Source organism: Streptomyces pseudovenezuelae (assembly GCF_029892565.1).
Lineage (GTDB): Bacteria > Actinomycetota > Actinomycetes > Streptomycetales > Streptomycetaceae > Streptomyces > Streptomyces pseudovenezuelae_A.
The window spans coordinates 724327-747547 of sequence record NZ_JARXVH010000001.1; the positions used below are offsets into that span (position 1 = coordinate 724327).

A 23221-nucleotide genomic window follows, 5' to 3' on the forward strand; every position below is an offset into this window, starting at 1 on the left:
GCCGAGCGTAGCTCTGTGAGTTGTTGACGGGAAGTTGTGTAGTTCGATTGTCCGGACATACGCATTGACAGCGTACGGTCCTGACCCCCATGTTTTGTTCCATGCGCATCGGGGTCATCGGTACGGGCCGCATCGGCACCATCCACGCGAACACGCTCAGCCGTCATCGCGAGGTCGGTTCCTTGATCCTCACGGACGTGGATCCGGCACGGGCCCAGGAGCTCGCGTTCCGCCTCGGGGAGACGGCGGCGCCGGGGGTGGACGAGATCTTCCGGTGGGGCGTGGACGCCGTGGTGATCACGACGGCGACCTCCGCGCACGCCGAACTGATCGGCCGGGCGGCGCGCTCGGGCCTGCCGGTGTTCTGCGAGAAGCCCATCGCGCTCGATCTGCCGGGCACCTTAAGTGCCATCGCCGAGGTCGAGACCGCCGGGACGATTCTCCAGATGGGGTTCCAGCGCCGCTTCGACGCGGGCTACACGGGCGCGCGGGAGGCCGTGCGCTCGGGGCGGCTCGGGCGGCTGCACACCGTCCGGGCGCTCACCAGCGACCAGGCCCCGCCCGCCGCCTCGTGGCTGCCGCTGTCCGGCGGGCTGTACCGGGACACGCTCATCCACGACTTCGACATCCTGCGCTGGGTGACGGGCCACGAGGTCGTCGACGTCTACGCCGCCGGGTCCGACGCAGGGCCCTCGATGTTCCGTGAGGCGGGCGACGTCGACACGGGCGCCGTGCTGCTGCGGCTCGACGACGGCACCCTCGCCACGGCCACCGCGACGCGGCTGAACGGCGCCGGGTACGACGTCCGCATGGAGCTGGCCGGGGAGCTCGACCAGATCGTCGTCGGCCTGGACGACCGGACGCCGATCGCCTCCACCGAGCCGACCGGGCCGCCGGCCGCGGACAAGCCGTGGGCCGGCTTCCTGGAGCGCTTCGGGCCCGCCTACGAGGCGGAGCTGTCCGCGTTCGTCGAGGTCGTGCTCGGCCGCCGGGCGAACCCCTGCGACGGACGCGAGGCCCTCCAGGCGCTGCGCATCGCCGAAGCCTGCGAGGTGTCCAGACGGGACCGCAGACCGGTCGCCCTGGCGGAGATCCCGGGGTGGACCGAGTCGGTGTACAGATGACCGGGAGTTCTACCAGCGCACCGGCAGGCTGCGCACCCCTCGCATCAGCATGCCCGACAGCCAGTCGCCGGGCGGGCCGTCGAGGGTGAGGGCGGGGGCACGCTCCAAGAGGGTCCGTATCGCCGTACGGCCTTCCAGGCGGGCCAGCGGGGCGCCCAGGCAGAAGTGGATGCCGTGGCCGAACGCCACGTGGCCGCGGGTGTCGCGGCGGATGTCGAAGCGGTCGGGGGCGGGATAGCGCAGTCCGTCGCGGTCGGCCGCGGTGAGGCCGACCATCACCGCGTCGCCCATCTCGATGTGCGTGCCGCCGATCTCCAGGGACACCGCGGCGAAACGGAACGTCGCGTTCTCCACCGGTCCCTCGTAGCGCAGCGTCTCCTCGACCATGCCGTCGACGAGGCTCATGTCGGCCCGCAGGGCGGCGAGTTGGTCCGGGTGGGCGAGCAGGGCATGGACGGCGTTGGTGATCAGGTTCACCGTCGTCTCGTGGCCCGCGATGAGCAACACGAAGGCCATGCCGCGCAGTTCGCTCGGGGAGAGCCGGTCGCCGTCCTCGGCGGTCGTGCGGATCAGGTCACCCAACAGGTCGTCGCTCGCCCCCGCGCACCGCTTGTCCTCGATCAGCTCGGTGAGGTAGTCGGCGAGCCGCGTGAACGCGCCGTACTCGCTCTCCGAGTCGGTCGGCACGATCGCCTCGTTGGAGATCTTCCGGAACTCCGTGCGGTCCATCTCGGGCACGCCGAGCAGCTCGCAGATCACGGTGATCGGCAGCGGATACGCGAACGAGTCCACGAGGTCGGCCCGGCCCAGCGGCAGCATCTCGTCGAGGAGTTCGTCTGTGATCTGTTGGATCCTGGGCCGCAGTTCCTCCACCCGGCGCATGGTGAAGGAGCGGGAGACCAGCGCGCGCAGGCGCGTGTGCTGGGGCGGGTCGGTGGTCAGCACGTTCTTCCCGATCAGCTCCTCGTCGAGGAACCGCACCCCGATCTTGGTGGCGTCCTTGGCGAGCCGCGGGTCGGCGAGCGCCGCGCGCGCCTCCTCGTACCCGACGACGAGCCAGGTCTCGTGGTGCGCGTCGGGCACGGGCAGCCGCACCCGGTGCACCGGCCCGCGCTCGCGCAGCCGCGCGTACACGGGATGCGGATCCTCGCGGAACCCGTCCCCGAACTTCCCCAGGTCGATCACTTCCACCATGGCCTCCCCCGTCCCGACCGGTCCCGACCGTCTCCGACGACTGCGGCTGTCTCGCCCGGTCACACCCCCACACCCCGGACCACGCGAACCCGCACCCGTCTTCCACCCCGACAACGTCCGGAACCCGCCGTGAGTGCCCGCCTTCCAACTCCCGCCCTCTGCTTGCCCTCTTAGTTGCCCTCCCCCGGTTCCTCCAGGAGTCCCACGTCGTACACCAGCAGTGCGACCTGCACACGGTTGTTCAGGTCGAGCTTGGCGAGGATGCGGGAGACGTGGGTCTTGACGGTGGCGACGCTCATGAAGAGTTGGGCGGCGATCTCTGCGTTGGACAGCCCCCGGCCGACCGCGACAGCCACCTCGCGTTCGCGGTCGTTGAGCACGGAGATCCGCTCACGGGCGCGTGCGCGCCGGGTGTCGGCGGCGTTCCCCACGGCGTGCTCCATCAGTCGGCGGGTGACGGCGGGCGACAGGACGGGGTCGCCGGCCGCGACCCGCCGCACCGCCTCGACGATCTCCTTGGGGGGCGTGTCCTTGAGGACGAATCCGGCGGCGCCCGCGCGCAGGGCGCGCAGCACCTGTTCGTCGCCGTGGAAGGTGGTGAGGACGATGACCTGCGGGGCGTCCTTGCGGGTGCGCAGCCGCTCCGTGGCCGTGAGTCCGTCCACCGTCGGCATCCGGATGTCCATGAGGACGACGTCCGGCCGGGTGCGGTCGACGAGGGCCTCGACCTCGGAGCCGTCCGCGGCCTCGCCGACGACCTCGATGTCGTCCGCGCCGCCCAGCATCAGGGACAGGCCCGCCCGCACCAGCGGATCGTCGTCGACGAGGAGCAGTCTGATCGCAGTCATGGGCCTACGTAATCACGGTTGCGCCGGCCGCACGGCACGGCTGTGGACGGGACCGGCGATCCGGTCAACACGCGCGCGTGGAGGCGGGTTTGGAAAGTGGGCGCAGGGTCGGAGGGGGGATACGGAGTCGGAGGGTGGATACGGGGCTGGAAAGCGGACGCCGGCTCGGCGAGAACGCGTACGGCGCCCCAGCCCACTCCCGGCAACCACCCTCACCCCCACGGCAACCAGGCCCGCACCCGGAATCCGCCGTCCTCCCCGGTCCCGTGCTCCAGCCGTCCCCCGGCCAGCGTCGCCCGCTCCGTGAGGCCGATCAGGCCCTGACCCGAGCCGGGGACGGCCGGTACGTCACCCTCGGGGGCGGGGTTGTGCACGGTCACCACGAGCCCCTCCCCCGGAGCGCCGGTGACGCAGACCGCGACCTCCGTACCGGGCGCGTGCTTGCGGGCGTTGGTCAGTCCCTCCTGGGCGATGCGGTACGCGGTGCGGCCGACGGAGGCGGGGACGGCGGTGGGGTCGCCGACGCGGTTGTCGAGGACGACCTTCATGCCGGCCTCGCACGACTCGGCGACCAGCGCGGAGATCGCGGCGAGCGTCGGCTGGGGCCGCCCGCTCTCCTCGTTCTCGCCCGCGCGCAGTACGCCGATGATCTCCCGCAGGTCCTGCAGCGCCTCGTGGGCGCTCTCCCGGATGACGCCGGCCGCCCGCGCGATCTCCTCGCGGGGCGCGTCCGGGCGGAACTCCAGGGCGCCCGCGTGCACGCTGAGCAGCGTCAGACGATGGGCGAGGACGTCGTGCATCTCCCGGGCGATGGCCTCGCGCGCGAGGCGTTGCGCCTGCTCCGCGCGCAGCCGTGCCTCGGTCTCGGCGCGCCGTGCGCGGTCGCGCAGGCTGACCATCAACTGCCGCTTCGACCGTACGAACATGCCCCAGCCGATGACGGTCACGATGAGCAGGGTCGTGAAGGCGACGATGCCCGCGTAGGGCAGGTCGGGGTCGGGGCGCAGCCAGAAGAAGAACGGGATCAGGACGAGTTGAGTGCCGCCGATCCAGGCCACATAGCGGAACGGCCGGTGCACGGCGACGGTGAACAGCGCGACCATGGAGGCGCCGCCCGCGGTGTTGGACAGCAGACCCACGGGGATCATGGCGACGGCGAGGCCGACCGGCCAGCGGCGGCGCCCCCAGAGGGCGGCGCAGGCGAGCGCGCCGACCAACTGGTCGACGGCGATGAAGCCCTGCGAGAGGCTCGGGTCGTCGGCCACGCTCTGCGCGCCCGCGATGCCGACCGCCGAGGCCAGCAGGAAGGCGCTGAAGTCGACCACCCAGTCGCGTGCGGTGCGCCGCGGTCGGCGCCCTGCCGCCGTGGCGTCCGGATCGAGGTCGTGGAGCACCGCGGACGGGAACAGCCATCGGCGGCTGGTGATCGTCTGCGGTGTCGGGGCCGGCTTGTCTGAGCTCACAGTCGACAAATCTATGCGCGGCGGGGCCAGGCCACCGCCTTCCGTACGAGATCGGCGACCAAAGTCTCGCCGCCATGGACTTTCGACGCACCCATGGGCGTCAAGGATCATCCTGCGGCGGGCATGCCTCGCCCCGCGGCCGATGTGGGTGGGGGGACCGCGGGGCGAGGGTGGTGCCATGAAACAGCTGCTGGAACTACTCGGTCTTCTCGCGCTGGTACAGGGTGTGCTGGGCCTGCTGCACGAGTTCACCCACTGGCATGTGGGCTTCGTACAGAAGCTCGGTTTCCTCGACGGCTACGGGGTCTACGCGAGCGTCGCACTGGTGGTGCTGGCGATCGCGCTGTTCGCCGCCGCGGAGAGTCTGAAGTCCGGCTGACCGTGGTCCGGGCTCCCGGCTGGTCGCGCTGTTCCCTCGACGGCAGCTGAGCGGGGGAAGTCGCTCAGCAGCCGAAGTCGATCAGGTCGAAGGTGACGTAGTGGTCCGCGGTGTAGTAGTCCTCCTGGGACTGCTGACCGGTGACGATGCGCTTCGCACCGCGCGTGGACGAACCGGGCGTCTTGACCGTGTACTCGTGGTAGTAGCCGGACGACTGACCGGGCAGCACGCCTTCCTGGTTCCGGAAGACCGTGCCGTCCTGCGAGTACGGGTAGGGGCCGCCCGCGTCGATCAGGTCCAGCGTGTCGTACGCCTGCGAGGGCAGGTCGCCGTAGCAGATGCTGCCGACCGAGGCCGCGGCGGCGTCCGCGGTGGTGACGGAGACCGTGCCGCCGACCAGGAGTGCGGACAGGACGGCGGCAGCGGCACCGATGCGGGTGATTCGTGGGGGGAATCTCATGCCCCCCATGATGACGCGCGTAGACAGTGGCATGTCAATGACAACTCCGGAGATTTTCCCGTCAAGTCCGATGAGTTTTCCGCGAGTTAACGTGGCGCCGCGGGTCCCCACGCGGTCCCCACAAGCATCTCCTCGTCTTGGCGCCGCGAGATCGATACGGCCCTTTTCAACACGATCGAGTGACTAACGCCGATTCGCGGCAACCACACGCCTTCTCCGCATGTCACACACCTCGCATTCAACGCGGCATGCCCCAGGAGGAACCATGAGCCACCCGCAGGATCCACAGCAGCCCGGATGGGGCGGACCGCAGCAGCCGTACGGGCAGCCGCCATTCCCGCCGCAGCCGCCGAAGAAGAGCGGCATGGGGAAGATCCTGGGCTTCGGTTGCCTCGGCCTGGTGGGCGTCATCGTCCTGTTCGGCGTCATCGGGGCGCTGCTCAGCAACGGCGACGACTCGAAGGACTCCAGCGGCTCGAACGGCGTCGAGCCGACCGCCTCCACGCCGAAGAAGGAGAAGCCCGCCTCGGCGGAGAACAACGAGAAGAAGGCCGAGAAGAAGGTCGTCACCTTCAAGGTGTGGGGCACCGCGCCCGCCGGTGCCCTCGGTCCGCTGGACATCACCTACGGCTCGGACTCCGACAACCGCAAGGGCAAGTTCGCGAACGGCAAGTTCGAGGCCACGCTGCCCCTCGACGAGGACGCGCTGTACTACAACGTCACGGCCCAACTGCAGGGCTCCGGTGACATCAACTGCTCGGTCACCGTCGACGGCCACACGAAGAAGGGGCATGCGTCCGGCGGGTACAACCTCTGCACCGCGCAGCTGAGTTCCGGGCTGCTCGGCGGCTGGGACTGACGCGGCCCGGAGGGCAGCGCCCTAGGTCGTCGTCACGCGTTCTCCGGAAGCTCGTACGACCCGTACTCCGGCCGCCCGGCCAGGTCGTACGACTGGATCGAGACGCCGGTTCCGGTGACGCTGCCGCCCGCGTGCGTGAACTTGGTCGGTACCGCGCCCTCCGGGAAGAGGCGGAAGCCGGAGCCGAGGACGACCGGGAAGGTCAGCAGGTGGAGGGTGTCGACCAGGTCGAGGGCGAGCAGGGACTGGACGAGGGCGCCGCTGCCGTGGACCTGGACCTCGCCGTCGGTGCGCTCCTTGAGGGCCGCGACCTCCTTGGCGAGGTCGCCGCCGAGCACCGTGGTGTTGGCCCAGTCGGGGGCGGTCAGGGTCGATGAGGCGACGTACTTCGGGAGTCCGTTGAGTTTGGCGGCGACCGGGTCCGCGGGGTCGGTCACCTTCGGCCAGTGCGAGGCGAAGATGTCGTACGTGCGGCGGCCGAGGAGGAACGCGCCGGGGCGCTCGAAGACCTCGGTGATGAACCGGCCGAAGTCGTCGTCGCCGTACGGGAAACTCCAGCCGCCGTGCTCGAAGCCTCCCCGGCGGTCCTCCTGGGGGCCGCCGGGGGCCTGGTAGACGCCGTCGAGGGTGACGAAGAGGGTGGAGACGAGCTTGCCCATGTCGGGTGCCTGCTTCCTGGTGCGGGGGCTGTTGTCATCACCTCAGACCGCGCGGGCCCCCGCAACTCATCGCTCTATCCGGCGTGCGTCGAGAAGAGGCCGCCCGTCGGCCCCTGCTTGTCGCCGCCCTGCGCCTTCTTGAGGGCGTTCGCCAGGCTCTCGATGGTGAGGGACTGCAGGATCACCTTGCCGTTGCCCTCCAGGGTGGCCAGGGACAGACCCTCGCCGCCGAAGACGGCGTTCATCAAACCCTGGCGGTTGAGGCCGCCGACGCGCTGGACGCCGTACTGGATGCCCTCCTCGAAGGCGACGACGCAGCCCGTGTCGACCTCGATACGGCCGCCGAAGTCGGCCGGGTTGAGGTCGATGAAGTTGCCCGCGCCGGCGATGATCACCGTGCCGTGCCCGGTGAACTTCTCCAGGACGAAGCCCTCGCCGCCGCTCATGCCGGTGCGGCCGCCCTGGAAAGCGATGCCGAAGTCGACGCTCGACTCGGCCGCCACGAACGCGTCCTTCTCGGCGAACCACGCGCGCGTGCCGTCGAGCTCCAGGGCGCGCATCTCGCCGGGCAGCACGCCCGCGAAGCCGACCGTGCCCTCGCCGCTCTGGGAGGTGAAGTACTGGAACGCCAGCGACTCGCCCGCGAGCGCGCGCTGGCCGACCTGCATGGCGGTGCCCATGGCCTGGCGGAGCATGCCGCCCATGCCGCCGGCACCGCCCTGGGGCTGGCCGCCGCCGCTGTTCGACGGACCGGAGAGGCGCGTCTCCATGGTCACGTTCGTCGTCTTGAACAGGAACTTGCCCGCCTCGCAGTACACGGTCTGACCGGGGCGCAGGCTGACGACCGCCATCTGCATGGCGCTGCCGACAATCTCTTGCTGAAGAGTCACGCCAGTGACAACGCGTGAGACGGAGCGAATGGTTCCGCCCATGCGGGTCCGATCGTCCGGTTCCGGCCATCGGATTCCGGCCGCGCGACCTCGGCGTCCGTTCGCCGCCGGTACCGAGGGCTCGCGGCGGCTGGGATGGACCCATGACAACGACACACAGCACGGCCAATGGATCCCTGAACGGCAAGGTCGCCCTGGTCACCGGCGGCAGCCGTGGCATCGGCGCGGCCACCGCGGTACGGCTCGCGCGGGAGGGCGCTGACGTGGCCCTCACCTATGTGAACGGCAAGGAGGCCGCCGAGGACGTCGTACGGCGGGTCGAGGCGTTCGGGCGGCGGGCGGTGGCCCTGCGCGCGGACTCGGCGGACCCGGCGGAGGCGGCCGGCGCGGTGGAGCGTACGGCCGAGGCGCTGGGCGGGCTCGACGTGCTGGTGAACAACGCGGGTGTGGGGGTGCTGGGCCCGCTGGAGGGCCTCTCGCTCACCGACGTGGACCGGGTGCTGGCGGTGAACGTCCGGGGCGTGTTCCTGACCTCGCAGGCGGCCGCCGCGCGGATGCCGTCGGGCGGCCGGATCATCACGATCGGCACCTGTATGACCCAGCGGGTGCCCGGCCCCGGCGGCACCCTCTACGCGACGAGCAAGTCGGCCCTGATCGGCCTGACGAAGGCCCTCGCCCGCGAGCTGGGCTCCCGCGGGATCACCGCGAACATCGTCCACCCCGGCCCGACCGACACCGACATGAACCCGGCCGACGGCCCGTACGCCCCTGCCCAGGCCGAGATGACGGCCCTCGGCCGCTTCGGGACGGCGGACGAGGTGGCATCGACGGTGGCGTATCTGGCGGGGGCGGACTATGTCACGGGCGCGGAGTTCGCGGTGGACGGGGGCCACGCGGCGTGAGGGTCAAGTGAGCGTCTGCCGAACCCGGTGCAGATAGCTGAAGTCATGGCTGTCGCGGGCACGGGAGAGGGGGCGGATCTCGCGCGTGGCCACGTTCAGGGCGATGCCGCCCAGCGGCGCCAGGACCCAGCCCAGACCGGGTTGCACCACCTCCGCGGCAGCCGCCGTCAGCCCCACGGTCACCGTCACCGACCGTTCCACCCAGGCCGTACGGCTGCTCTTCGCCGCTGCACGGTAGTCCCTGACGGACTCGTCGATCTCGCGACGCAGTTCGGCCAGGACGTCGGCCGGGTGCTCGTAGTCGCGGCGGAGGTCGCCGAGGAGGCGGTGCAGGGCGCGCATGAGGCGGTGGCGTTCGTCGACGTACCGGTCGCGGAAGGCGAGGACGTCCACGGTGGGAGTACCCGGCGCGGGGACCGGCAGGAACGCACCGAGATCCGCCTGGTACGCCGTCAGCCGCTGCTCGCGCGAAGGGCGCAGGGACAAGGCGTACGCGTCCGGGTGGTCGGTGTACGGGACGTACGGGACCGGGCCGTCGGCGGCCAGTTCACGGGCCAGGACGCCGATGATCAGCTGTTGGACCTCGGACGGCACGGCGAGGGTCCGGAACCTGTGGCCGGAGCGCTCGGCCAGGCCGAGGACCAGGAGTTCATGCTCCAGCCAGGAGCAGAGTTTGGAGACGTAGAGGAACGCGTCCGGCGGCGCGGGCACTCTGGGGCGGTCCGGGCCCGCGGCCAGGCGGCGCAGTTCCTCGCGCAGCACCTGGGAGGTGCGTGATCCGTGGAAGACGCTGCCGAAGTCCGGATCGTCCAGCACATCCATGGATTCCGCGCCGAAGCGCAGCGGCGTGTACAGGGACCGGTCCCGCAGATCCTTCAACTCCGGGGAGACGGCAGCCTCGTAGACCTCAGGCGCACGGGGTACGACCGTGGCGATGCCGTCCCAGTACAGCAGTGCCTGGTGGAGCACCTCCGCCGGCGGCTTCACCAACGGGTAGTAGAGCAGAACCGCCATCGCGCCTCCCCGTGAACACCCCGTTCCCGCGGGGGGTGTTCACGGTAGCGGAGGTCAGCCGCCCAGCTCCTGGTGCCGGGCCGCGAGGCCGTTCGCACCCTTCTCCGTGAGCGAGCCGAACAGCCGCAGGCGCGAGATGCCACCGTCGGGATAGATGTCCACGCGTGCGTGGGTGGCGACGGCCGGGGTCGGCAGGACGAAGCGGTGGTTGGTGTCGGGCTGGAGGCGGGTGCGCGGGAGGAGCTCCGTCCACTCGCCGTCCTCGCCGTCCCGCACCGAGACCGACGCCCAGCCCGCGCTGTTGCCCTTGAGGTACGCCGTGTCGATCTCGATCGCGCGGATCTGGGACTGGGCGACCAGGCGGTAGCGGATCCAGTCGTTGCCCTGGTCGCGGCGGCGCCGGGTCTCCCAGCCGTCGTCCATCTTGCGGGAGCGGCCGGGCTGGATGGTGTTGGTCGCCGGGGAGTAGAAGAGGTTCGACGCGTCCTCGGCCTGGCCGCCGTTCTCCAGGGCGACGACGTCGAACGTGCCCAGCACCTCAAGCCAGTTGGGGTCCGGCACGACCTCGCCGTACACGCGCAGGCGGGCGATGCCGCCGTCGGGGTGCTGGTTGACGCGGAGATGGGTGAAGCGCTGCTCGACCGATACGGAGAAACCATTCTCCGCGTGGCCGCCGACCGGCGTGCGCGGCACCAGCGTCGTCCACTTCACGTCGTCCGACAGCAGCTCCTGCGGCGACGGGGAGCCCGCCACGGACGCACCCTCGACCGACACGGCCTGGGGGTAGTTGCCGCGGAAGTGGGCCGTGTCGACGACGATCCCGCGAACGACGCCGGGGGCACCGAGGCGCACCAGCGCCCAGTCGTGGTCCTCGGCCGTCGGCCACGGGTGTTCGGCCGACGCGCCACGGCGCCGCCGCGTCTCCCAGCCGTCCATGATCTTGCCCTTGTGCCCGAAGTGCTCGGGGTCGAACTCGGCCCGCTCGGGCACCAGGAGGTTCTCGCGCTGGGCGAAGAACTCGTCGTTGGCGGCGATCACACCGGCGCCGAGCCGCCGGTCGGCGAGGTTGGCGTACTGGGTGAAGGGGAGGTCCGCGGTGCGGTGATCCGCGTACGGGTCGCCGCCTCCGTAGGGGTTCGCGTCGCCGGTGAAGTGAGTCGAGGAAGACTGGCTCTGCGCCGTCACGGTGATCTGGTGTCCTTTCATGGGTCGGCCGCTGCGGGTGCGGTGAATCAGGGGGTACGGGTCAGCAGTTGTCCCTTCGGGTCGGTGAACTCGCCGTCCGCGACGATGCGTCGGCCGCGCAGCCAGGTGGACTTCACGACGCCGTGCAGGGTCTTGCCCGCGTACGCCGTGACGCGGTTGCGGTGCTGGAGGGCGGCCGGGTCCACGGTGAACGTCTCGTCGGGCGCGAGGACCGCGAAGTCGGCGTCGCGGCCCGCCTCGATGGCGCCCTTGTGGTCAAGTCCCACCAGCCCGGCCGTCCTCGACGACATCCAGCGGACCACGTCCTCCAGGCCGTGGCCGCGCTTCCGGGCCTCCGTCCACACCGCCGCAAGGCTCAGCTGGAGGCCGGAGATGCCGCCCCAGGCGGTCGCGAAGTCGTCGGTCTTCAGGTCGGCCGTGGACGGCGAGTGGTCGGTGACCACGCAGTCGATCGTGCCGTCGGCCAGCGCCTGCCACAGCAGGTCCTGGTTGGCCGATTCGCGGATGGGCGGGCAGCACTTGAACTCGCTCGCCCCGTCCGGGACTTCCTCGGCGGTGAGGGTGAGGTAGTGCGGGCAGGTCTCGACGGTGACGCGGACGCCGTCCGCCTTGGCAGCGGCGATCAGGGGCAGCGCGTCGGACGAGGACAGGTGCAGCACGTGCACGCGCGCGTCCAGGCGCCTTGCCTGGGCGATGAGTTGGGCGATCGCCGTGTCCTCCGCGTCCCGTGGCCGCGACGCGAGGAAGTCGGCGTACTTCGGACCGCCCTGCTGCGGAGCCGCCTCCAGGTGGTGCGGGTCCTCGGCGTGCACGATGAGCAGGCCGCCGAAGGAGGCGATCTCGGCCAGGGACAGGGCGAGTCGCTCCTGGTCCAGATGCGGGAACTCGTCCACGCCGGACGGCGACAGGAACGCCTTGAAGCCGAAGACACCGGCCTCGTGCAGCGGGCGCAGGTCCTTGACGTTGTCGGGCAGGGCGCCGCCCCAGAAGCCGACGTCGATGTGGGCCTTGGCGGCGGCGACCGCCTGCTTCGTACGGAGGTTGCCGACCGTCGTGGTCGGCGGGAGGGAGTTGAGCGGCATGTCGACGAGGGTGGTGATGCCGCCGGCCGCCGCCGCGCGCGTGGCGGTCCAGAAGCCCTCCCACTCGGTGCGGCCGGGGTCGTTGACGTGCACGTGCGTGTCGACCAGGCCGGGTAGCAGGACGTCGTCGCCGAGGTCCTCCAGCCGGGCCCCGGACGGCACTTCGGCCTCGTACGGAAGTACGGCCGTGATCGTGCCGGCGGCGACCGCGACCGAGGCGGCGCGTGTCCCCTCGGGCGTGATGACGCGCGTCGAGCGCAGCACCAGTTCTACGTCGGACACCCGGACCCCTCTCTGCCGCCGTCTCTTCCGTTACTTCCGGGAAACGGGATTTACTTCCACGTAACGGAATTCAACGTTCTGTTGAAGAAGTCTTCACTCCCGCTCCCGCGCCGTCAAGGGCACACTTCCCCTTGGCGGTCACCACGCCCACACTCTGGACGTTTCCACAAAGCGGAATTAGACTTCCGGCAAGCAGAACGTAGCTACGCACAACCAGGGAGTCAACCGACTGACGGGTAGGCTTCAGCCCTTCCTGTCAGTCCCGAAAGGAACGCGCCGTGCCGTCGTCCAGCGCCAGCACCACCGACTCCGCCAAGTCCACGACCGGCGGGGTCCAGTCACTTGAGCGCGCCTTCGATCTGCTGGAACGGATGGCCGACGCGGGCGGCGAGGTCGGACTGAGCGAGCTCTCCGCGAGCAGCGGGCTGCCGCTGCCCACCATCCACCGTCTCATGCGGACGCTCGTGGCCTGCGGTTACGTCCGCCAGCAGGCCAACCGCCGGTACGCGCTCGGCCCGCGCCTGATCCGCCTCGGCGAGTCCGCCTCCCGGCTGCTCGGCACCTGGGCCCGCCCGTATCTGGCCCGGCTGGTCGAGGAGACCGGCGAGACGGCGAACATGGCGCTGCTGGACGGGGACGAGATCGTCTACGTCGCCCAGGTGCCGTCCAAGCACTCGATGCGCATGTTCACCGAGGTCGGCCGGCGCGTCCTGCCGCACTCCACGGGCGTCGGCAAGGCCCTGCTCGCCAACGTCCCCGACGACGAGGTGCGCGCCCTTCTCTCCCGTACGGGCATGCCCGCCGCGACGGAGAAGACGATCACCACGGCAGACGGTTTCCTGGCCGCCCTCGCGGAGGTGCGCGGCCTCGGCTACGCGGTCGACGACAACGAGCAGGAGGTCGGCGTCCGCTGCCTCGCGGTCTCCGTGCCCAACTCCCCCACCGCCGCCGCCATTTCGATCTCGGGCCCGGCAGGCCGGGTCACCGAGGCGGCGACGGACAAGATCGTGCCGGTGCTCCAGCAGGTGGCCGCAGAGTTGTCGCAGGCGCTGGCCAGCCAGGCCCAGGCGTGACCAAACCGGCGTACTGGCCGGTCAGGTACACCGACCGGCACGGCGCGCAGGACGTCGTCTTCGAGTCGGACGGCCGGGAAGTGATCCGTGCGACGATCCGGGGCGTCCTCTTCGAGGGGGACACGATGGACGACCTGGGCGCGCTGAGCGGCGAGCCGCCCGAGCAGGCGTTCTCGTTCTTCGACGGGGCGCTGTGCTCCTGCCTCCTGGAGTGGGAGGTGCCCATACCGGTCGAGGTCAGAGGCAGCGGTGTACGCCCGGCGGTGCTGCACTGCGCGCTGCGGCTCGGGGCGCCGGCCGGACCGAGGAAGGGCCTGGACGCCGAGACGTTGACCACGCTCCTGCGCCTCGACGGGCGCGAGTACCGCAACGCGGACGACCAGGACGACTTCGAGGACGCCCTGCACGAGGTCCAGCGTCAACTGCCGCGAGCTGCGCGGCTCAAGGCGTGCGTCTCGTGCGCCTGGTCCGACTACCACCCCGTCGGCCACGGCCTGATGGGCGGGCTCGCCTGCTTCCGTGACGTCAAGGAACTCTACCGGCAGGTCGACGGCAAGCACGGCCCGCACGGCATCTTCGCGGTCTGGCCGTCGCGCACCGAGTTCGTCCAGGAGACCTGGCTCTGCGGGGAGTTCGAGCATCGGGTCGCGGACCGGGGCTACCGCGGCCCGTTCCCGTACCGAAGGCTCTGACCGCACCCTCTGGTGACGTTCTAGCCCCGCCCGCGGGGCGGCGGCCCGAACAGCTCCACCGCGTCGCGTACGTCCGACAGTCCCCGTGCCAGCGCGCTCACCGACCCGATCGCGCCGGCGATGAGCAGCAGGGAGCGGCGTAAGCGCGGGATCTCGGGGACGCCGTCGATCGTCATCGCGGCGAGGGCCGCGAGTTCGTCCTCCGCGATGCCACGGTCGGGGAACTCCGCCGGATGCGTGGCGAGTTGGCGGCGCAGCCGGGACACGGCGGTCCGCAGTCCCGCCACTCTAGGGTCCTCACCGCTGCCGGTCACTGGTCTCTGCCCCAAGCTCCGCAACACAGCTCTCCCCCCGCGCACGCCGTCGTGCGCCTCTACGTCGTGATCCCGCCGAGCGCCCCCGCGGCGATGGTCGGGCGCCGGGAGACGCGGGTCAGTAAACGCCAACCGATGCCGGGCGCGCCACTGCGTGGACCGAAATTCAACCCTTGGAAACCGGGCACTCGCGCGGGCGTCAGGTATGCAGGACGCATGACGGAGAAAGAAGACGGCGTGATCGGACTCCTGCTCGCCGCGGGCGGCGGCCGGCGGCTCGGCGGCCGGCCCAAGGCGCTGCTCGGACACCGGGGCCGGCCGCTCGTCGAACACGCGGTCGGCGTGCTGCGCGCCGCCGGCTGCGCGCGCGTGCACGTGGTGCTGGGCGCGGGGGCGGCGGACGTACGCGCGCGTGCCGATCTGACGGGCTGTGTCCTGGTGGAGAACCCGGACTGGGCCGAGGGCATGGGCGGCTCGCTGCGGGCGGGGCTCGACTCGCTCGCCGGGACGGGCGCTTCGGCCGCGCTGGTCTCGCTCGTCGACCAGCCCGGGATCGGCCCGGCGGCGGTCGCCCGCGTGCTCGCGGCCCACCGGGACCGTACGTCGCTGGTCTCGGCGGCGTACGCCGGTGTGCGCGGCCATCCCGTGCTGTTCGGGGCCGCCCACTGGGCCGCTATCGCGGCGAGCGCGACCGGTGACCGGGGTGCGCGCGCCTACCTCAAGGCGCACGAGGAGGCGATCACGCTCGTCGAGTGCGGCGACGTGGCCGAGCCGTACGACATCGACACGGAGGCCGACCTGGTCCACCTCGAGTGAGCGGTCCACCTTGAGTGAAGGCTGTGGCACTGAGCGCCACGTTCCCTCGACCCGAAGAATCTCGATATCAACAAACCATTGAAGTTCCACGATGAGGAAACTAGTATCCACTGTTCAGAAGCGCCCGCCCGCTCCACGGGTGCTCATCGCCCTACCCGGGTCTCCTGTCACCCGGTGCCACGCACGCTGAAGGAAGTGACAGCTCATGTCCGCACCAGCGCCGTCCCCGCTGGCCATCGTCGACGCCGAGCCCCTGCCCCGGCAGGAGGAGGTCCTCACCGACGCGGCCCTCGCCTTCGTGGCCGAGCTGCACCGGCGGTTCTCACCGCGCCGCGCGGAACTCCTCGCCCGTCGTGCGGAGCGCCGCGCCGAGATCGCCCGCACCTCCACGCTCGACTTCCTCCCGGAGACCGCCGCGATCCGCGCGGACGACTCCTGGAAGGTGGCCCCCTCCCCCGCGGCCCTGAACGACCGCCGGGTCGAGATCACCGGCCCAACCGACCGCAAGATGACCATCAACGCCCTCAACTCGGGCGCCAAGGTCTGGCTCGCTGACTTCGAGGACGCCTCGGCGCCGACCTGGGAGAACGTGATCCTGGGCCAGGTCAACCTGATCGACGCCTACACGCGGACCATCGACTTCACGGACGCCAACTCCGGTAAGTCGTACGCCTTGAAGGACGAGGCCGAGCTGGCCACCGTCGTGATGCGCCCGCGCGGCTGGCACCTCAACGAGCGGCACCTCCAGGTGGACGGCGAGCAAGTGCCGGGCGCCTTCGTCGACTTCGGCCTGTACTTCTTCCACAACGCCCAGCGCCTGCTCGACCTCGGCAAGGGCCCGTACTTCTATCTCCCCAAGACCGAGTCGCACCTCGAAGCGCGCCTGTGGAACGACGTGTTCGTCTTCGCGCAGGACTACGTCGGCGTCCCGCAGGGCACGGTCCGCGCCACCGTGCTGATCGAGACGATCACGGCGGCGTACGAGATGGAGGAGATCCTCTACGAACTCCGCGACCACGCCTCGGGGTTGAACGCGGGCCGCTGGGACTACCTGTTCTCCATCGTGAAGAACTTCCGTGACGGCGGCACCAAGTTCGTCCTCCCGGACCGCAACGCGGTGACGATGACCGCCCCGTTCATGCGGGCGTACACCGAACTCCTCGTCCGCACCTGCCACAAGCGCGGTGCGCACGCGATCGGCGGTATGGCGGCCTTCATCCCGTCCCGCCGGGACGCCGAGGTCAACAAGGTCGCCTTCGAGAAGGTCCGCGCCGACAAGGACCGTGAGGCGAACGACGGTTTCGACGGCTCCTGGGTCGCCCACCCCGACCTGGTGCCGATCGCCATGGAGTCCTTCGACCAGGTCCTCGGCGACCGGCCCAACCAGAAGGACCGCCTGCGCGAGGACGTCCACGTCGAGGCCGCCGACCTGATCGCGATCGACTCGCTGAAGGCGAAGCCGACGTATCCCGGTCTCGTCAACGCCGTGCAGGTCGGCATCCGTTACATCGAGGCCTGGCTGCGCGGACTCGGCGCGGTGGCCATCTTCAACCTCATGGAGGACGCGGCCACCGCGGAGATCTCCCGCTCGCAGATCTGGCAGTGGATCAACGCGGGCGTCGAGTTCGAGAACGGCGAACTCGCCACCCCGGAACTGGCCCGCAAGGTCGCCGCCGAGGAACTCTCCGACATCCGCGCGGAGATCGGCGAGGAGGCCTTCGCGTCCGGCCACTGGCAGCAGGCCCACGACCTGCTGCTCCAGGTGTCCCTGGACGCCGACTACGCGGACTTCCTGACGCTGCCGGCGTACGAGCAGCTCAGGGGCTGACCCGTCACCGACCCGTCAGGAAGCAGGCTTGTCCGAGTGGCCCAGGGACCTTCCCGGGGCCACTCGGTCGCGTACGACCTGCTTGACCGCCGTCGGCTCGGGGAAGCCCTGGTCGCGGCGGTCCCAGACCACCTCGTCGTCGACGCGGACGATGAACACCCCGCCCTTGCCGGGCTTGAGGGCGAGTTCGGACAGTTCCGTCTCGAAGGTGGTCAGGAGTTCCTGGGCCAGCCAGGCCGCGCGGGGCAGCCAGCGGCACTGGGTGCAGTACTCGATCTCGACACGGCCACTCATCCGAGGTGCACCGACCAATCCTGTTCCGCGGCGGGCTTGCCGTGCAGGTCGGGGACCTGCTTCAGCCATTTCGGCCGGCCCTGTCGGGTCTGCGCCGCGCGGAGGGCCTCCTCGGCGGCGAGTTCCTCCCGGGTGGGGAAGTCGGTGGGCAGCCACGCGGCGGACGCCCGCACGCGCGCGTGGAGGTAGCCGACGTACGCGTCGCGCATCTCGTCGGGCGTGCCGAACTCCGTCAGCCAGGCGTCCGGGACCTCGGCGACGACCGCGCGCAGCAGGTCCTCGGTGACCTTGGGCGCCAGTTCGGCGTCGGCGGCGCGCACGTCGGGGGCGTAGTGGCCGAGGGCGTGGTTGTGGAAGTCGTAGGCCTTGGCGGGGTCGGAGGCGTCCCAGCGGTGGTGGAAGACGAGGGCCGCGCCGTGGTCGATCAGCCACAGACGCGCGGGCACGGTGCCCAGCGTCGGCCAGACCATCAGGTTGGAGCTGTGGACCGTGCGGTCGACGTTGACGGTCAGGGCGTCCAGCCAGACGATCCGGCCCGCCTCCAGGGGGTCGACGCGGAAGTACTGGGCGAGGTCGGGGGTGAGGTCCTTCGCGCCCGGCAGGTAGTCCATGCCGAGGTTGACGCCCGCGCTCGCGGCATGCAGGTCGCGCACCTCCTGGTGCGGCTCACCGTCGGCGATCACCGGGTCGAAGTGGACCAGGACGAGTTCCGGGAACCGCAGCCCGAGGGCGCGTGCCAGTTCGCCGACGATGACCTCGGCGACCAGCGCCTTGCGGCCCTGCGCGGAGCCGGTGAACTTCACGACGTAGGTGCCCAGGTCGTCGGCCTCGACGACTCCGGGTACGGAGCCGCCGGAGCGCAGAGGGGCGACGTAGCGGGTCGCGGTGACCTCTCGCAGCATTTCCTCAGGTCACCCCCCTCTTCTCCGCCTGCTTCCGGCTTGCGGTATGAAGTGACCATAGTAACCGAGGGTGATCGTCGGTGAGGCGGCGGTCAGTCGGCCTCCGTCGTCCCGGTGACGCGGGGCGGCGAGTCGAGTTGTCGCCGTCATCCCGGCCTGCGGGTCTGCGGCGACGACACGGCGGCGCCCATCGTGCTCGTGCACGGTGTCCGCGTCTCGGCGTCCATGTGGACACCCCATGGCCGCCGCCTCGTACCGGACTTCCGCGTGAGCACCGTCGACCTGCCGGGGCACGGCGCGCTCACGGACCGTACGTTCACGTCGGCCGACGCGGTACGGGAGTTGGACGGCGCGGTGCGCGAGTCGACCGAGTCGACGGGCCGCAGGCCTCTGGTCGTCGGCATGTCCCTCGGCGGGTTCACGACGATGGCCCACGCGGCACGGTTCCCGGACCACGCCGCGGCCCTGGTCCTGTGCGGCGCCACCGCCCAGCCACGCGGCCTCAAGGGCCTCGTCTACGGGGCGGCCGCCCGGCTGAACGACCTCATGGGGCCGCAACGCAGCGCCGCCCGGGACGAACGGCTCTTCCGCCGCCGCACCACCCCGGAATGCGCGGACGCCGTCCTCGCCGACGGCCTGGCCATGCGGGCCTTCGGAGAGGCGGTCCGGGAGCTGCGGAAGGTCGACTTCCTCACCGTCGCCGCCCCCCCCTGAACCGTCCCACCCTCGTCGTCAACGGCCGTTCGGACCTCGTCTTCCGCGCCGACGAGCGCGCCTTCGTCAACGCCCTGCGCCGTGGGGGTACGCCGGTACGATGCACCCGCGTCCGCGGCAGTCACCTCTTCCCCCTGCCGGATCCGGACGCCTTCGTGGCCCTGGTCTTCGCAGCCCACAGAGAATTGACGGAGCGTCAGCGACGGGCACGCCCGCGGGGAGCGCGGGGCGGCGGACAGGAGTACGGCGATGAGCAGGACGAGGGACCTCGGCCACGTGATCGTGACCGGGGGATCCAGCGGCATAGGGCTGGCCACGGCCCGGTCGCTCGCGGAGCGCGGCGCGAAGGTGTCGTTGATCGCGCGGGGCCGGGAGCGACTGGAGGCGGCGGCCAAGGAGTTGTCGGCCGCCGCACGCACGGCCGACGTGGCCGACCGGACGGCCGTGACGCGGGCCGTCGCCGAGCTGGAGGAGGAGCAGGGAGAGCCCTGCGACATCCTGATCAGCTCGGCCGGGCTCGCCCGTCCGGGCCGGTTCCTGGAACTCCCGGACGACGTGTTCCGGCAGATGATCGACGTCGACTACTTCGGCACACTGCACGCCCTTCGGGCCGTGGTCCCCGGGATGGTCGAGCGCGGGCGGGGCAGCGTGGTCGCGGTCTCCTCGGCCGCCGGCCTCCTCGGCATCTACGGCTACAGCGCCTACGGGCCGGCCAAGTTCGCGGTCCGCGGGCTCATGGAGTCACTGCGGGCCGAGCTCACACCGTGCGGTGTCCACGTCGGCGTCGTCTTCCCGCCGGACGTGGACACCCCCCAACTCGCCGAGGAGAACCGCTGGAAGCCGGCGGAGACCCGGGCGGTCGGCGGAACGATCAAGCCGATCCCGGCGGAACAAGTCGCGCAGGCGATAGTGAAGGGCATCGACCGACGACGTTTCCTGATCTGCCCCGACCTGGGCACCCGCGCACTGTCGAGGTTCGGCAGCGTGCTGACGCCCCTGCTCAACCGGGAGTTCGACCGCCGGGTGAGAGCGGTCCGGAAGGCGGGGCGGAAGGCGGGACCGAACTCCTGACTGTGCACAGCGGGTTGGGCAGCGGCAGATAACGCGCGTCGGCGCCGTCCGCGCCCGTCCAGCGCAGCAGCAGGTTCGTCTTGCCGGGCAGCTCGGGGGCGGTGAGCAGAGCGGCGGCCTCGGGGAGGTCGTGCCGGGCGAGCTCGCGGCGCACGGCGGGCCACGGGTCGAAGCCGGGACGCGGTTCCGCCAAGGCGCCGGCGATCTCGATGAGGTTGTTGACGACCAGGCAGTACACGAGCCGCTCCCAGCCGGCAGCCCGTGTCACCTCCGGCAGCAGCTTCACGCCCTCCGCGTCCCGGAAGAGCGCCTGCACCGGGGTCCCGTCCGCGTCCACCGTGACCAGCGTGTTCTGCAGGTGCGCCTCCAGTACGACGCCGTGGTCCGCGAAGGCCGTCAGACACGGCGGAACCACGGCCCGCAGATACGCCTCCCACCAGGCCGCCGGATCCGACGGCGCGGCCATCGGACTGCCCTCGAAACCCTCCACCAGCCCCGCCGCGAGCAGCGGTGTCGTACCGGGCAGCAGATGGCCGTGCAGCCCGTCGCGCACGAGGACCGCGAGTTCCTCGAAGGCGAAGTCGGCGGTGCGGTAGCCGCGGTCGCTCAGCCAGGCCGCGTGGGTTTCCATCGCGGCGAACGCCGAGGTCACCGCCGTGTCCGTGCGGCGCAGCTTCAGCAGGTCGTGGCGCCACAGCCGGCGGATGTCGTTGGTGATGCGCACATCGAGGCTGAACTTCAGGAACAGGTCACGCTCGGGGGCGTACACCGTGCGGATCGCGGCCGTCGGCCAGGTGTCGAAGGCGGTCGTGCCGAGGCGGACCAGCCGGCCGTCCGCGAAGGCCGGCGCGAGGCCGGCGCCGAGCAGATCGAGCTGCCAGGGGTGGGCGGGCAGCAGCCGGTAGCCGGGCGGGGCCTGGCCGAGGGCGTCGAGCGCGGACGTGTCGCCCTCCTCGACGACCGCGTCCGCGCGCACCCCGAGCAGCACCAGCGGGAAGTCGGCGTACGCCTCGGGGGCGTACGGCAGCCAGCCGGCCACCGGGCCGCCGCCGCGCGCCTTGGGGGCCGGGTGGTAGGGGTGGCCGGTGATCAGGGACTGCTCGGAGCGCCGGTACGGGTCCTCGGGCGCCGTCGCCCCGGCGCGGGCGGTGAGCAGCGCGGCGACCGCGTCCCGGCTGTCGGTCATCTCGGCGGGCAGCTCGTGGTTGGACAGGCCCGTGGTGCGGCGCAGCTCCTCGGCGACGAGTTTGACCAGCTCGGTGTGGCCGACGCGGTGCCAGCGGCCCGCCGCGTACACCTCGGGTTCCGTGGGTCGCCGCTCGCCACGCACGCGTAGGAGGCGGTCCACGCCGGGCAGGCGGTACTCGTGGCGCTCGCCGCGCTCGGTGAGCGGCTCGGCCACTTCGCGCAGCAGACAGTTCAGGAGCGGTGCGGCCGCGTACGCGTCGGCGCGGGCCGGGACGGTGGCGCCGGCCGCGGCGTCGTCACCGGCGGGCGGGGGGATGAGAACCACGCGATCCACTCGATCCATTCGTGCCCTGAGGTCCGTACAGGCGAAGATGATCAGTATGTATGCCGTCACTCCCCGTTCGTGACGCCCTACTCGTACCCGAGGAGCCCGCCCGTGCACCGTCCCCACCCCACGGAGGCCGTGGTCGCCGACGAGCTGGCCGTCGTACGTCCCGACCTCCTGTCACGGTACGCGGCAGAGCTGCCGGGTGCCCGGGCGGCCGTGCTGACCCGGCTGTGGCGGGCGCTGGCCCACGAGCCGCTGCCGTGGATCACGGGCCGCGATCCGGGCCCCGACGGGACCACCCTGCGCCTGCGCGACGGCCGCCGGCTGCACGGGCCGCCCGCCGACCCGTACGCCACGTCCGCGTACGTCACCGTCGTACGACTCGACGAGAGCGCCTACGACCATCCGGCGCGGTTGATGACCGACCTCGGCGTACCCCACGGCACTGGGTTCGCGACCGAACTGGCGCACAGCGTCGCGTCGTTGGCGCTGTCCCGGGCCGATCAAGTGGACCGTCCGAAGGAGTGGCCGGCGAGCGACTGGGAGTGGGAGCAGCGGGTGGTCGACGGGCACCCGTACCACCCCAACTGCCGTTCCCGGCCCGGCTTCTCGGTGGCCGAGCAGCTCGCCTACGGTCCCGAGCACCGGCCGGTCGTCGAGCTGGGCATGGCGTCCCTGCCGGCGCGGGAGTGCCTGGTGACGGGCGTCTGGCCGGCCGAAATGCGGGACGGGGAGCGGCTGTTGCTGCCGGTGCATCCCTGGCAGGCGCACCACGTGCTCAAGCGGACCTGCAACGAGGGACCGCGCGCCCACCCGCTGATGTCGCTGCGCACGCTCGCCGTGCAGGACGGCCCGCACGTCAAGACGGCGCTGAGCGCCCGGCTGACGTCCTCGGTGCGGGACATCTCGGTCTACTCGATCGGCATGTCGGCGACCCTGTCGGCGTTCGCGGAATCGCTGGCGGCCCGCTCGGACGGACTGCTGCACGTCACCCGCACGCTGGGCGCGGCCACCCCGGACTCCCCCGACCTCGCGGCCGTACTGCGCGAGTCACCGCAGACGTACGCGGCGACGGAACGCGGCGAGCGGGTCGTGCCGGTGGCCGCGCTCGCCACCACCGAGCTGCCCGACTCCCCTTCCTGGCTCGCCGAGTTCACCCGCCTCACCCTCACGGTCTGCCTGCGCCTGCTGGAGCAGGGGGTGGCCCTTGAGGCACACGGTCAGAACCTCCTGGTCGTCCTGTCGGACTCGGGTGCCCCCCTGCGGCTGGTCTACCGCGACCTCGCCGACATCCGGGTCAGCCCGGTCCGACTGGCCCGGCACGGCGTCCCGGACCCCGGGCTGACCGGACGGGTGATCACCGACGACGAAACGTCTCTGCGTCGCAAGCTGTTCGGGTCCCTGGTGGCCGGGGCACTCGCGGCCATCGCCGGTTCGGAGCCGGCCCTGCGGACCGCGCTGGAGGCGGCCGTACGAGATCTGCCGCGCACCCCCGACCTCGTCACGCTGCTCGAAGAGCCTCTGCCCGCGAAGGCGTTGACGCTGATGCGGCTGTCGCCGGGGACGCCCGGGGACCAGTGGACCCAGTTGCCCAACCCCCTTCACTGACCGCCGTTTTGGAGCACGGCACCTTTGATCA

General features: G+C 71.3%; 24 protein-coding genes. 11 read left to right on the forward strand and 13 right to left on the reverse strand.

Annotated elements, in window-relative coordinates:
* Positions 1-101 precede the first annotated feature (101 nt).
* The gene (locus M2283_RS03250) at positions 102-1124 is read left to right on the forward strand and encodes a Gfo/Idh/MocA family protein (protein WP_280874388.1); all 1023 of its coding nucleotides are present in this window, start codon (positions 102-104) and stop codon (positions 1122-1124) included.
* 9 nt (positions 1125-1133) lie between these two features.
* Here M2283_RS03250 and M2283_RS03255 read toward each other — a convergent pair whose 3' ends face one another.
* The 3 genes from M2283_RS03255 to M2283_RS03265 form a co-directional block, all read right to left on the reverse strand.
* Positions 1134-2318: a cytochrome P450 family protein gene (locus tag M2283_RS03255; RefSeq protein ID WP_280874389.1), complete on the reverse strand. Its 1185-nt coding sequence runs from the start codon at positions 2316-2318 to the stop codon at positions 1134-1136.
* Positions 2319-2488: 170 nt separating this feature from the next.
* The gene (locus tag M2283_RS03260) at positions 2489-3166 is read right to left on the reverse strand and encodes a response regulator transcription factor (protein WP_280874390.1); all 678 of its coding nucleotides are present in this window, start codon (positions 3164-3166) and stop codon (positions 2489-2491) included.
* Between the two features lie 212 nt (positions 3167-3378).
* Positions 3379-4638 carry a sensor histidine kinase gene (locus M2283_RS03265; RefSeq protein ID WP_280874391.1) on the reverse strand — a complete coding sequence of 420 codons (1260 nt, stop codon included), beginning with the start codon at positions 4636-4638 and terminating at the stop codon, positions 3379-3381.
* 169 nt (positions 4639-4807) lie between these two features.
* Between M2283_RS03265 and M2283_RS03270 the strand changes: the two genes are divergently transcribed.
* Complete coding sequence (locus tag M2283_RS03270; RefSeq protein WP_280874392.1) at positions 4808-5008, forward strand: hypothetical protein; 201 nt, start codon at positions 4808-4810, stop codon at positions 5006-5008.
* A gap of 64 nt (positions 5009-5072) precedes the next feature.
* Here M2283_RS03270 and M2283_RS03275 read toward each other — a convergent pair whose 3' ends face one another.
* Complete coding sequence (locus M2283_RS03275; protein WP_280874393.1) at positions 5073-5468, reverse strand: ribonuclease domain-containing protein; 396 nt, start codon at positions 5466-5468, stop codon at positions 5073-5075.
* Between the two features lie 265 nt (positions 5469-5733).
* Here M2283_RS03275 and M2283_RS03280 point away from each other — a divergent pair, with 265 nt between their 5' ends.
* Positions 5734-6327 carry a hypothetical protein gene (locus M2283_RS03280; RefSeq protein WP_280874394.1) on the forward strand — a complete coding sequence of 198 codons (594 nt, stop codon included), beginning with the start codon at positions 5734-5736 and terminating at the stop codon, positions 6325-6327.
* A 32-nt stretch (positions 6328-6359) separates the two neighbouring features.
* On the opposite strand, the gene M2283_RS03285 is transcribed toward M2283_RS03280, so the two are convergent.
* A complete protein-coding gene (locus tag M2283_RS03285; protein WP_280874395.1) occupies positions 6360-6986 on the reverse strand; it encodes a dihydrofolate reductase family protein in 627 nt (208 codons plus the stop codon).
* Positions 6987-7060: 74 nt separating this feature from the next.
* Positions 7061-7876: an AIM24 family protein gene (locus M2283_RS03290; RefSeq protein WP_280874396.1), complete on the reverse strand. Its 816-nt coding sequence runs from the start codon at positions 7874-7876 to the stop codon at positions 7061-7063.
* Positions 7877-8019: 143 nt separating this feature from the next.
* Between M2283_RS03290 and M2283_RS03295 the strand changes: the two genes are divergently transcribed.
* Positions 8020-8778, forward strand: coding sequence for a 3-oxoacyl-ACP reductase family protein (locus M2283_RS03295; RefSeq protein ID WP_280874397.1), 759 nt, complete (start codon positions 8020-8022; stop codon positions 8776-8778).
* Between the two features lie 3 nt (positions 8779-8781).
* Here the strand turns inward: M2283_RS03295 and M2283_RS03300 are convergent, their stop codons facing one another.
* From M2283_RS03300 to allB, 3 genes are read right to left on the reverse strand one after another with little or no spacing between them, the layout of a single operon-like run.
* Positions 8782-9792: a hypothetical protein gene (locus M2283_RS03300; protein WP_280874398.1), complete on the reverse strand. Its 1011-nt coding sequence runs from the start codon at positions 9790-9792 to the stop codon at positions 8782-8784.
* A 54-nt stretch (positions 9793-9846) separates the two neighbouring features.
* Entirely contained in the window at positions 9847-10998 is a 1152-nt protein-coding gene (gene alc / locus M2283_RS03305) for an allantoicase (protein WP_280874399.1), read from the reverse strand.
* A 26-nt stretch (positions 10999-11024) separates the two neighbouring features.
* Positions 11025-12362 carry an allantoinase AllB gene (allB, locus tag M2283_RS03310; RefSeq protein ID WP_280874400.1) on the reverse strand — a complete coding sequence of 446 codons (1338 nt, stop codon included), beginning with the start codon at positions 12360-12362 and terminating at the stop codon, positions 11025-11027.
* A 278-nt stretch (positions 12363-12640) separates the two neighbouring features.
* On the opposite strand from allB, the gene M2283_RS03315 reads away from it, so the two are divergent.
* Complete coding sequence (locus M2283_RS03315; protein ID WP_280874401.1) at positions 12641-13435, forward strand: IclR family transcriptional regulator; 795 nt, start codon at positions 12641-12643, stop codon at positions 13433-13435.
* Complete coding sequence (locus M2283_RS03320; RefSeq protein WP_280874402.1) at positions 13432-14127, forward strand: DUF6304 family protein; 696 nt, start codon at positions 13432-13434, stop codon at positions 14125-14127. The genes M2283_RS03315 and M2283_RS03320 overlap by 4 nt, the downstream gene beginning before the upstream one ends.
* A 20-nt stretch (positions 14128-14147) precedes the next feature.
* Here the strand turns inward: M2283_RS03320 and M2283_RS03325 are convergent, their stop codons facing one another.
* Entirely contained in the window at positions 14148-14441 is a 294-nt protein-coding gene (locus M2283_RS03325; RefSeq protein ID WP_280874403.1) for a DUF5955 family protein, read from the reverse strand.
* 216 nt (positions 14442-14657) lie between these two features.
* Between M2283_RS03325 and M2283_RS03330 the strand changes: the two genes are divergently transcribed.
* Both M2283_RS03330 and aceB read left to right on the forward strand, forming a co-directional pair.
* Positions 14658-15257 carry a nucleotidyltransferase family protein gene (locus M2283_RS03330; RefSeq protein ID WP_280874404.1) on the forward strand — a complete coding sequence of 200 codons (600 nt, stop codon included), beginning with the start codon at positions 14658-14660 and terminating at the stop codon, positions 15255-15257.
* A 205-nt stretch (positions 15258-15462) separates the two neighbouring features.
* Entirely contained in the window at positions 15463-17085 is a 1623-nt protein-coding gene (aceB, locus tag M2283_RS03335) for a malate synthase A (RefSeq protein ID WP_280874405.1), read from the forward strand.
* 15 nt (positions 17086-17100) lie between these two features.
* On the opposite strand, the gene M2283_RS03340 is transcribed toward aceB, so the two are convergent.
* Positions 17101-17379 carry a SelT/SelW/SelH family protein gene (locus M2283_RS03340; protein WP_124001663.1) on the reverse strand — a complete coding sequence of 93 codons (279 nt, stop codon included), beginning with the start codon at positions 17377-17379 and terminating at the stop codon, positions 17101-17103.
* Entirely contained in the window at positions 17376-18281 is a 906-nt protein-coding gene (locus M2283_RS03345; RefSeq protein WP_280874406.1) for a HipA family kinase, read from the reverse strand. Before M2283_RS03345 ends, M2283_RS03340 begins: the two co-directional genes overlap by 4 nt.
* Before the next feature lie 114 nt (positions 18282-18395).
* On the opposite strand from M2283_RS03345, the gene M2283_RS03350 reads away from it, so the two are divergent.
* Together M2283_RS03350 and M2283_RS03355 are read left to right on the forward strand one after the other, a co-directional pair.
* A complete protein-coding gene (locus tag M2283_RS03350; protein WP_280874407.1) occupies positions 18396-18995 on the forward strand; it encodes an alpha/beta fold hydrolase in 600 nt (199 codons plus the stop codon).
* 249 nt (positions 18996-19244) lie between these two features.
* Positions 19245-20066 carry an SDR family oxidoreductase gene (locus M2283_RS03355; protein WP_280874408.1) on the forward strand — a complete coding sequence of 274 codons (822 nt, stop codon included), beginning with the start codon at positions 19245-19247 and terminating at the stop codon, positions 20064-20066.
* Here the strand turns inward: M2283_RS03355 and M2283_RS03360 are convergent.
* Positions 19996-21597, reverse strand: a complete 1602-nt coding sequence (locus tag M2283_RS03360; RefSeq protein WP_280874409.1) for an IucA/IucC family protein — start codon at positions 21595-21597, stop codon at positions 19996-19998. The genes M2283_RS03355 and M2283_RS03360 overlap by 71 nt on opposite strands.
* 93 nt (positions 21598-21690) lie before the next feature.
* Between M2283_RS03360 and M2283_RS03365 the strand changes: the two genes are divergently transcribed.
* On the forward strand, positions 21691-23190 hold the full coding sequence (locus M2283_RS03365) for an IucA/IucC family protein (protein ID WP_280874410.1): 1500 nt from the start codon (positions 21691-21693) through the stop codon (positions 23188-23190).
* The last annotated feature ends 31 nt before the right edge of the window (positions 23191-23221 follow it).

What these genes read in the sequence shown, in the direction of transcription:
- M2283_RS03330 (WP_280874404.1), top strand. Translation starts at nt 14,658, where the DNA reads ATGACGGAGAAAGAAGACGGCGTGATCGGACTCCTGCTCGCCGCGGGC.
- M2283_RS03280 (WP_280874394.1), top strand. Translation starts at nt 5,734, where the DNA reads ATGAGCCACCCGCAGGATCCACAGCAGCCCGGATGGGGCGGACCGCAG.
- M2283_RS03285 (WP_280874395.1), bottom strand. Translation starts at nt 6,986, where the DNA reads ATGGGCAAGCTCGTCTCCACCCTCTTCGTCACCCTCGACGGCGTCTAC.
- M2283_RS03255 (WP_280874389.1), bottom strand. Translation starts at nt 2,318, where the DNA reads ATGGTGGAAGTGATCGACCTGGGGAAGTTCGGGGACGGGTTCCGCGAG.
- M2283_RS03345 (WP_280874406.1), bottom strand. Translation starts at nt 18,281, where the DNA reads ATGCTGCGAGAGGTCACCGCGACCCGCTACGTCGCCCCTCTGCGCTCC.
- M2283_RS03275 (WP_280874393.1), bottom strand. Translation starts at nt 5,468, where the DNA reads ATGAGATTCCCCCCACGAATCACCCGCATCGGTGCCGCTGCCGCCGTC.
- M2283_RS03250 (WP_280874388.1), top strand. Translation starts at nt 102, where the DNA reads ATGCGCATCGGGGTCATCGGTACGGGCCGCATCGGCACCATCCACGCG.
- M2283_RS03300 (WP_280874398.1), bottom strand. Translation starts at nt 9,792, where the DNA reads ATGGCGGTTCTGCTCTACTACCCGTTGGTGAAGCCGCCGGCGGAGGTG.
- M2283_RS03270 (WP_280874392.1), top strand. Translation starts at nt 4,808, where the DNA reads ATGAAACAGCTGCTGGAACTACTCGGTCTTCTCGCGCTGGTACAGGGT.
- M2283_RS03295 (WP_280874397.1), top strand. Translation starts at nt 8,020, where the DNA reads ATGACAACGACACACAGCACGGCCAATGGATCCCTGAACGGCAAGGTC.
- M2283_RS03355 (WP_280874408.1), top strand. Translation starts at nt 19,245, where the DNA reads ATGAGCAGGACGAGGGACCTCGGCCACGTGATCGTGACCGGGGGATCC.
- M2283_RS03360 (WP_280874409.1), bottom strand. Translation starts at nt 21,597, where the DNA reads ATGGATCGAGTGGATCGCGTGGTTCTCATCCCCCCGCCCGCCGGTGAC.
- M2283_RS03260 (WP_280874390.1), bottom strand. Translation starts at nt 3,166, where the DNA reads ATGACTGCGATCAGACTGCTCCTCGTCGACGACGATCCGCTGGTGCGG.
- alc (WP_280874399.1), bottom strand. Translation starts at nt 10,998, where the DNA reads ATGAAAGGACACCAGATCACCGTGACGGCGCAGAGCCAGTCTTCCTCG.
- aceB (WP_280874405.1), top strand. Translation starts at nt 15,463, where the DNA reads ATGTCCGCACCAGCGCCGTCCCCGCTGGCCATCGTCGACGCCGAGCCC.
- M2283_RS03340 (WP_124001663.1), bottom strand. Translation starts at nt 17,379, where the DNA reads ATGAGTGGCCGTGTCGAGATCGAGTACTGCACCCAGTGCCGCTGGCTG.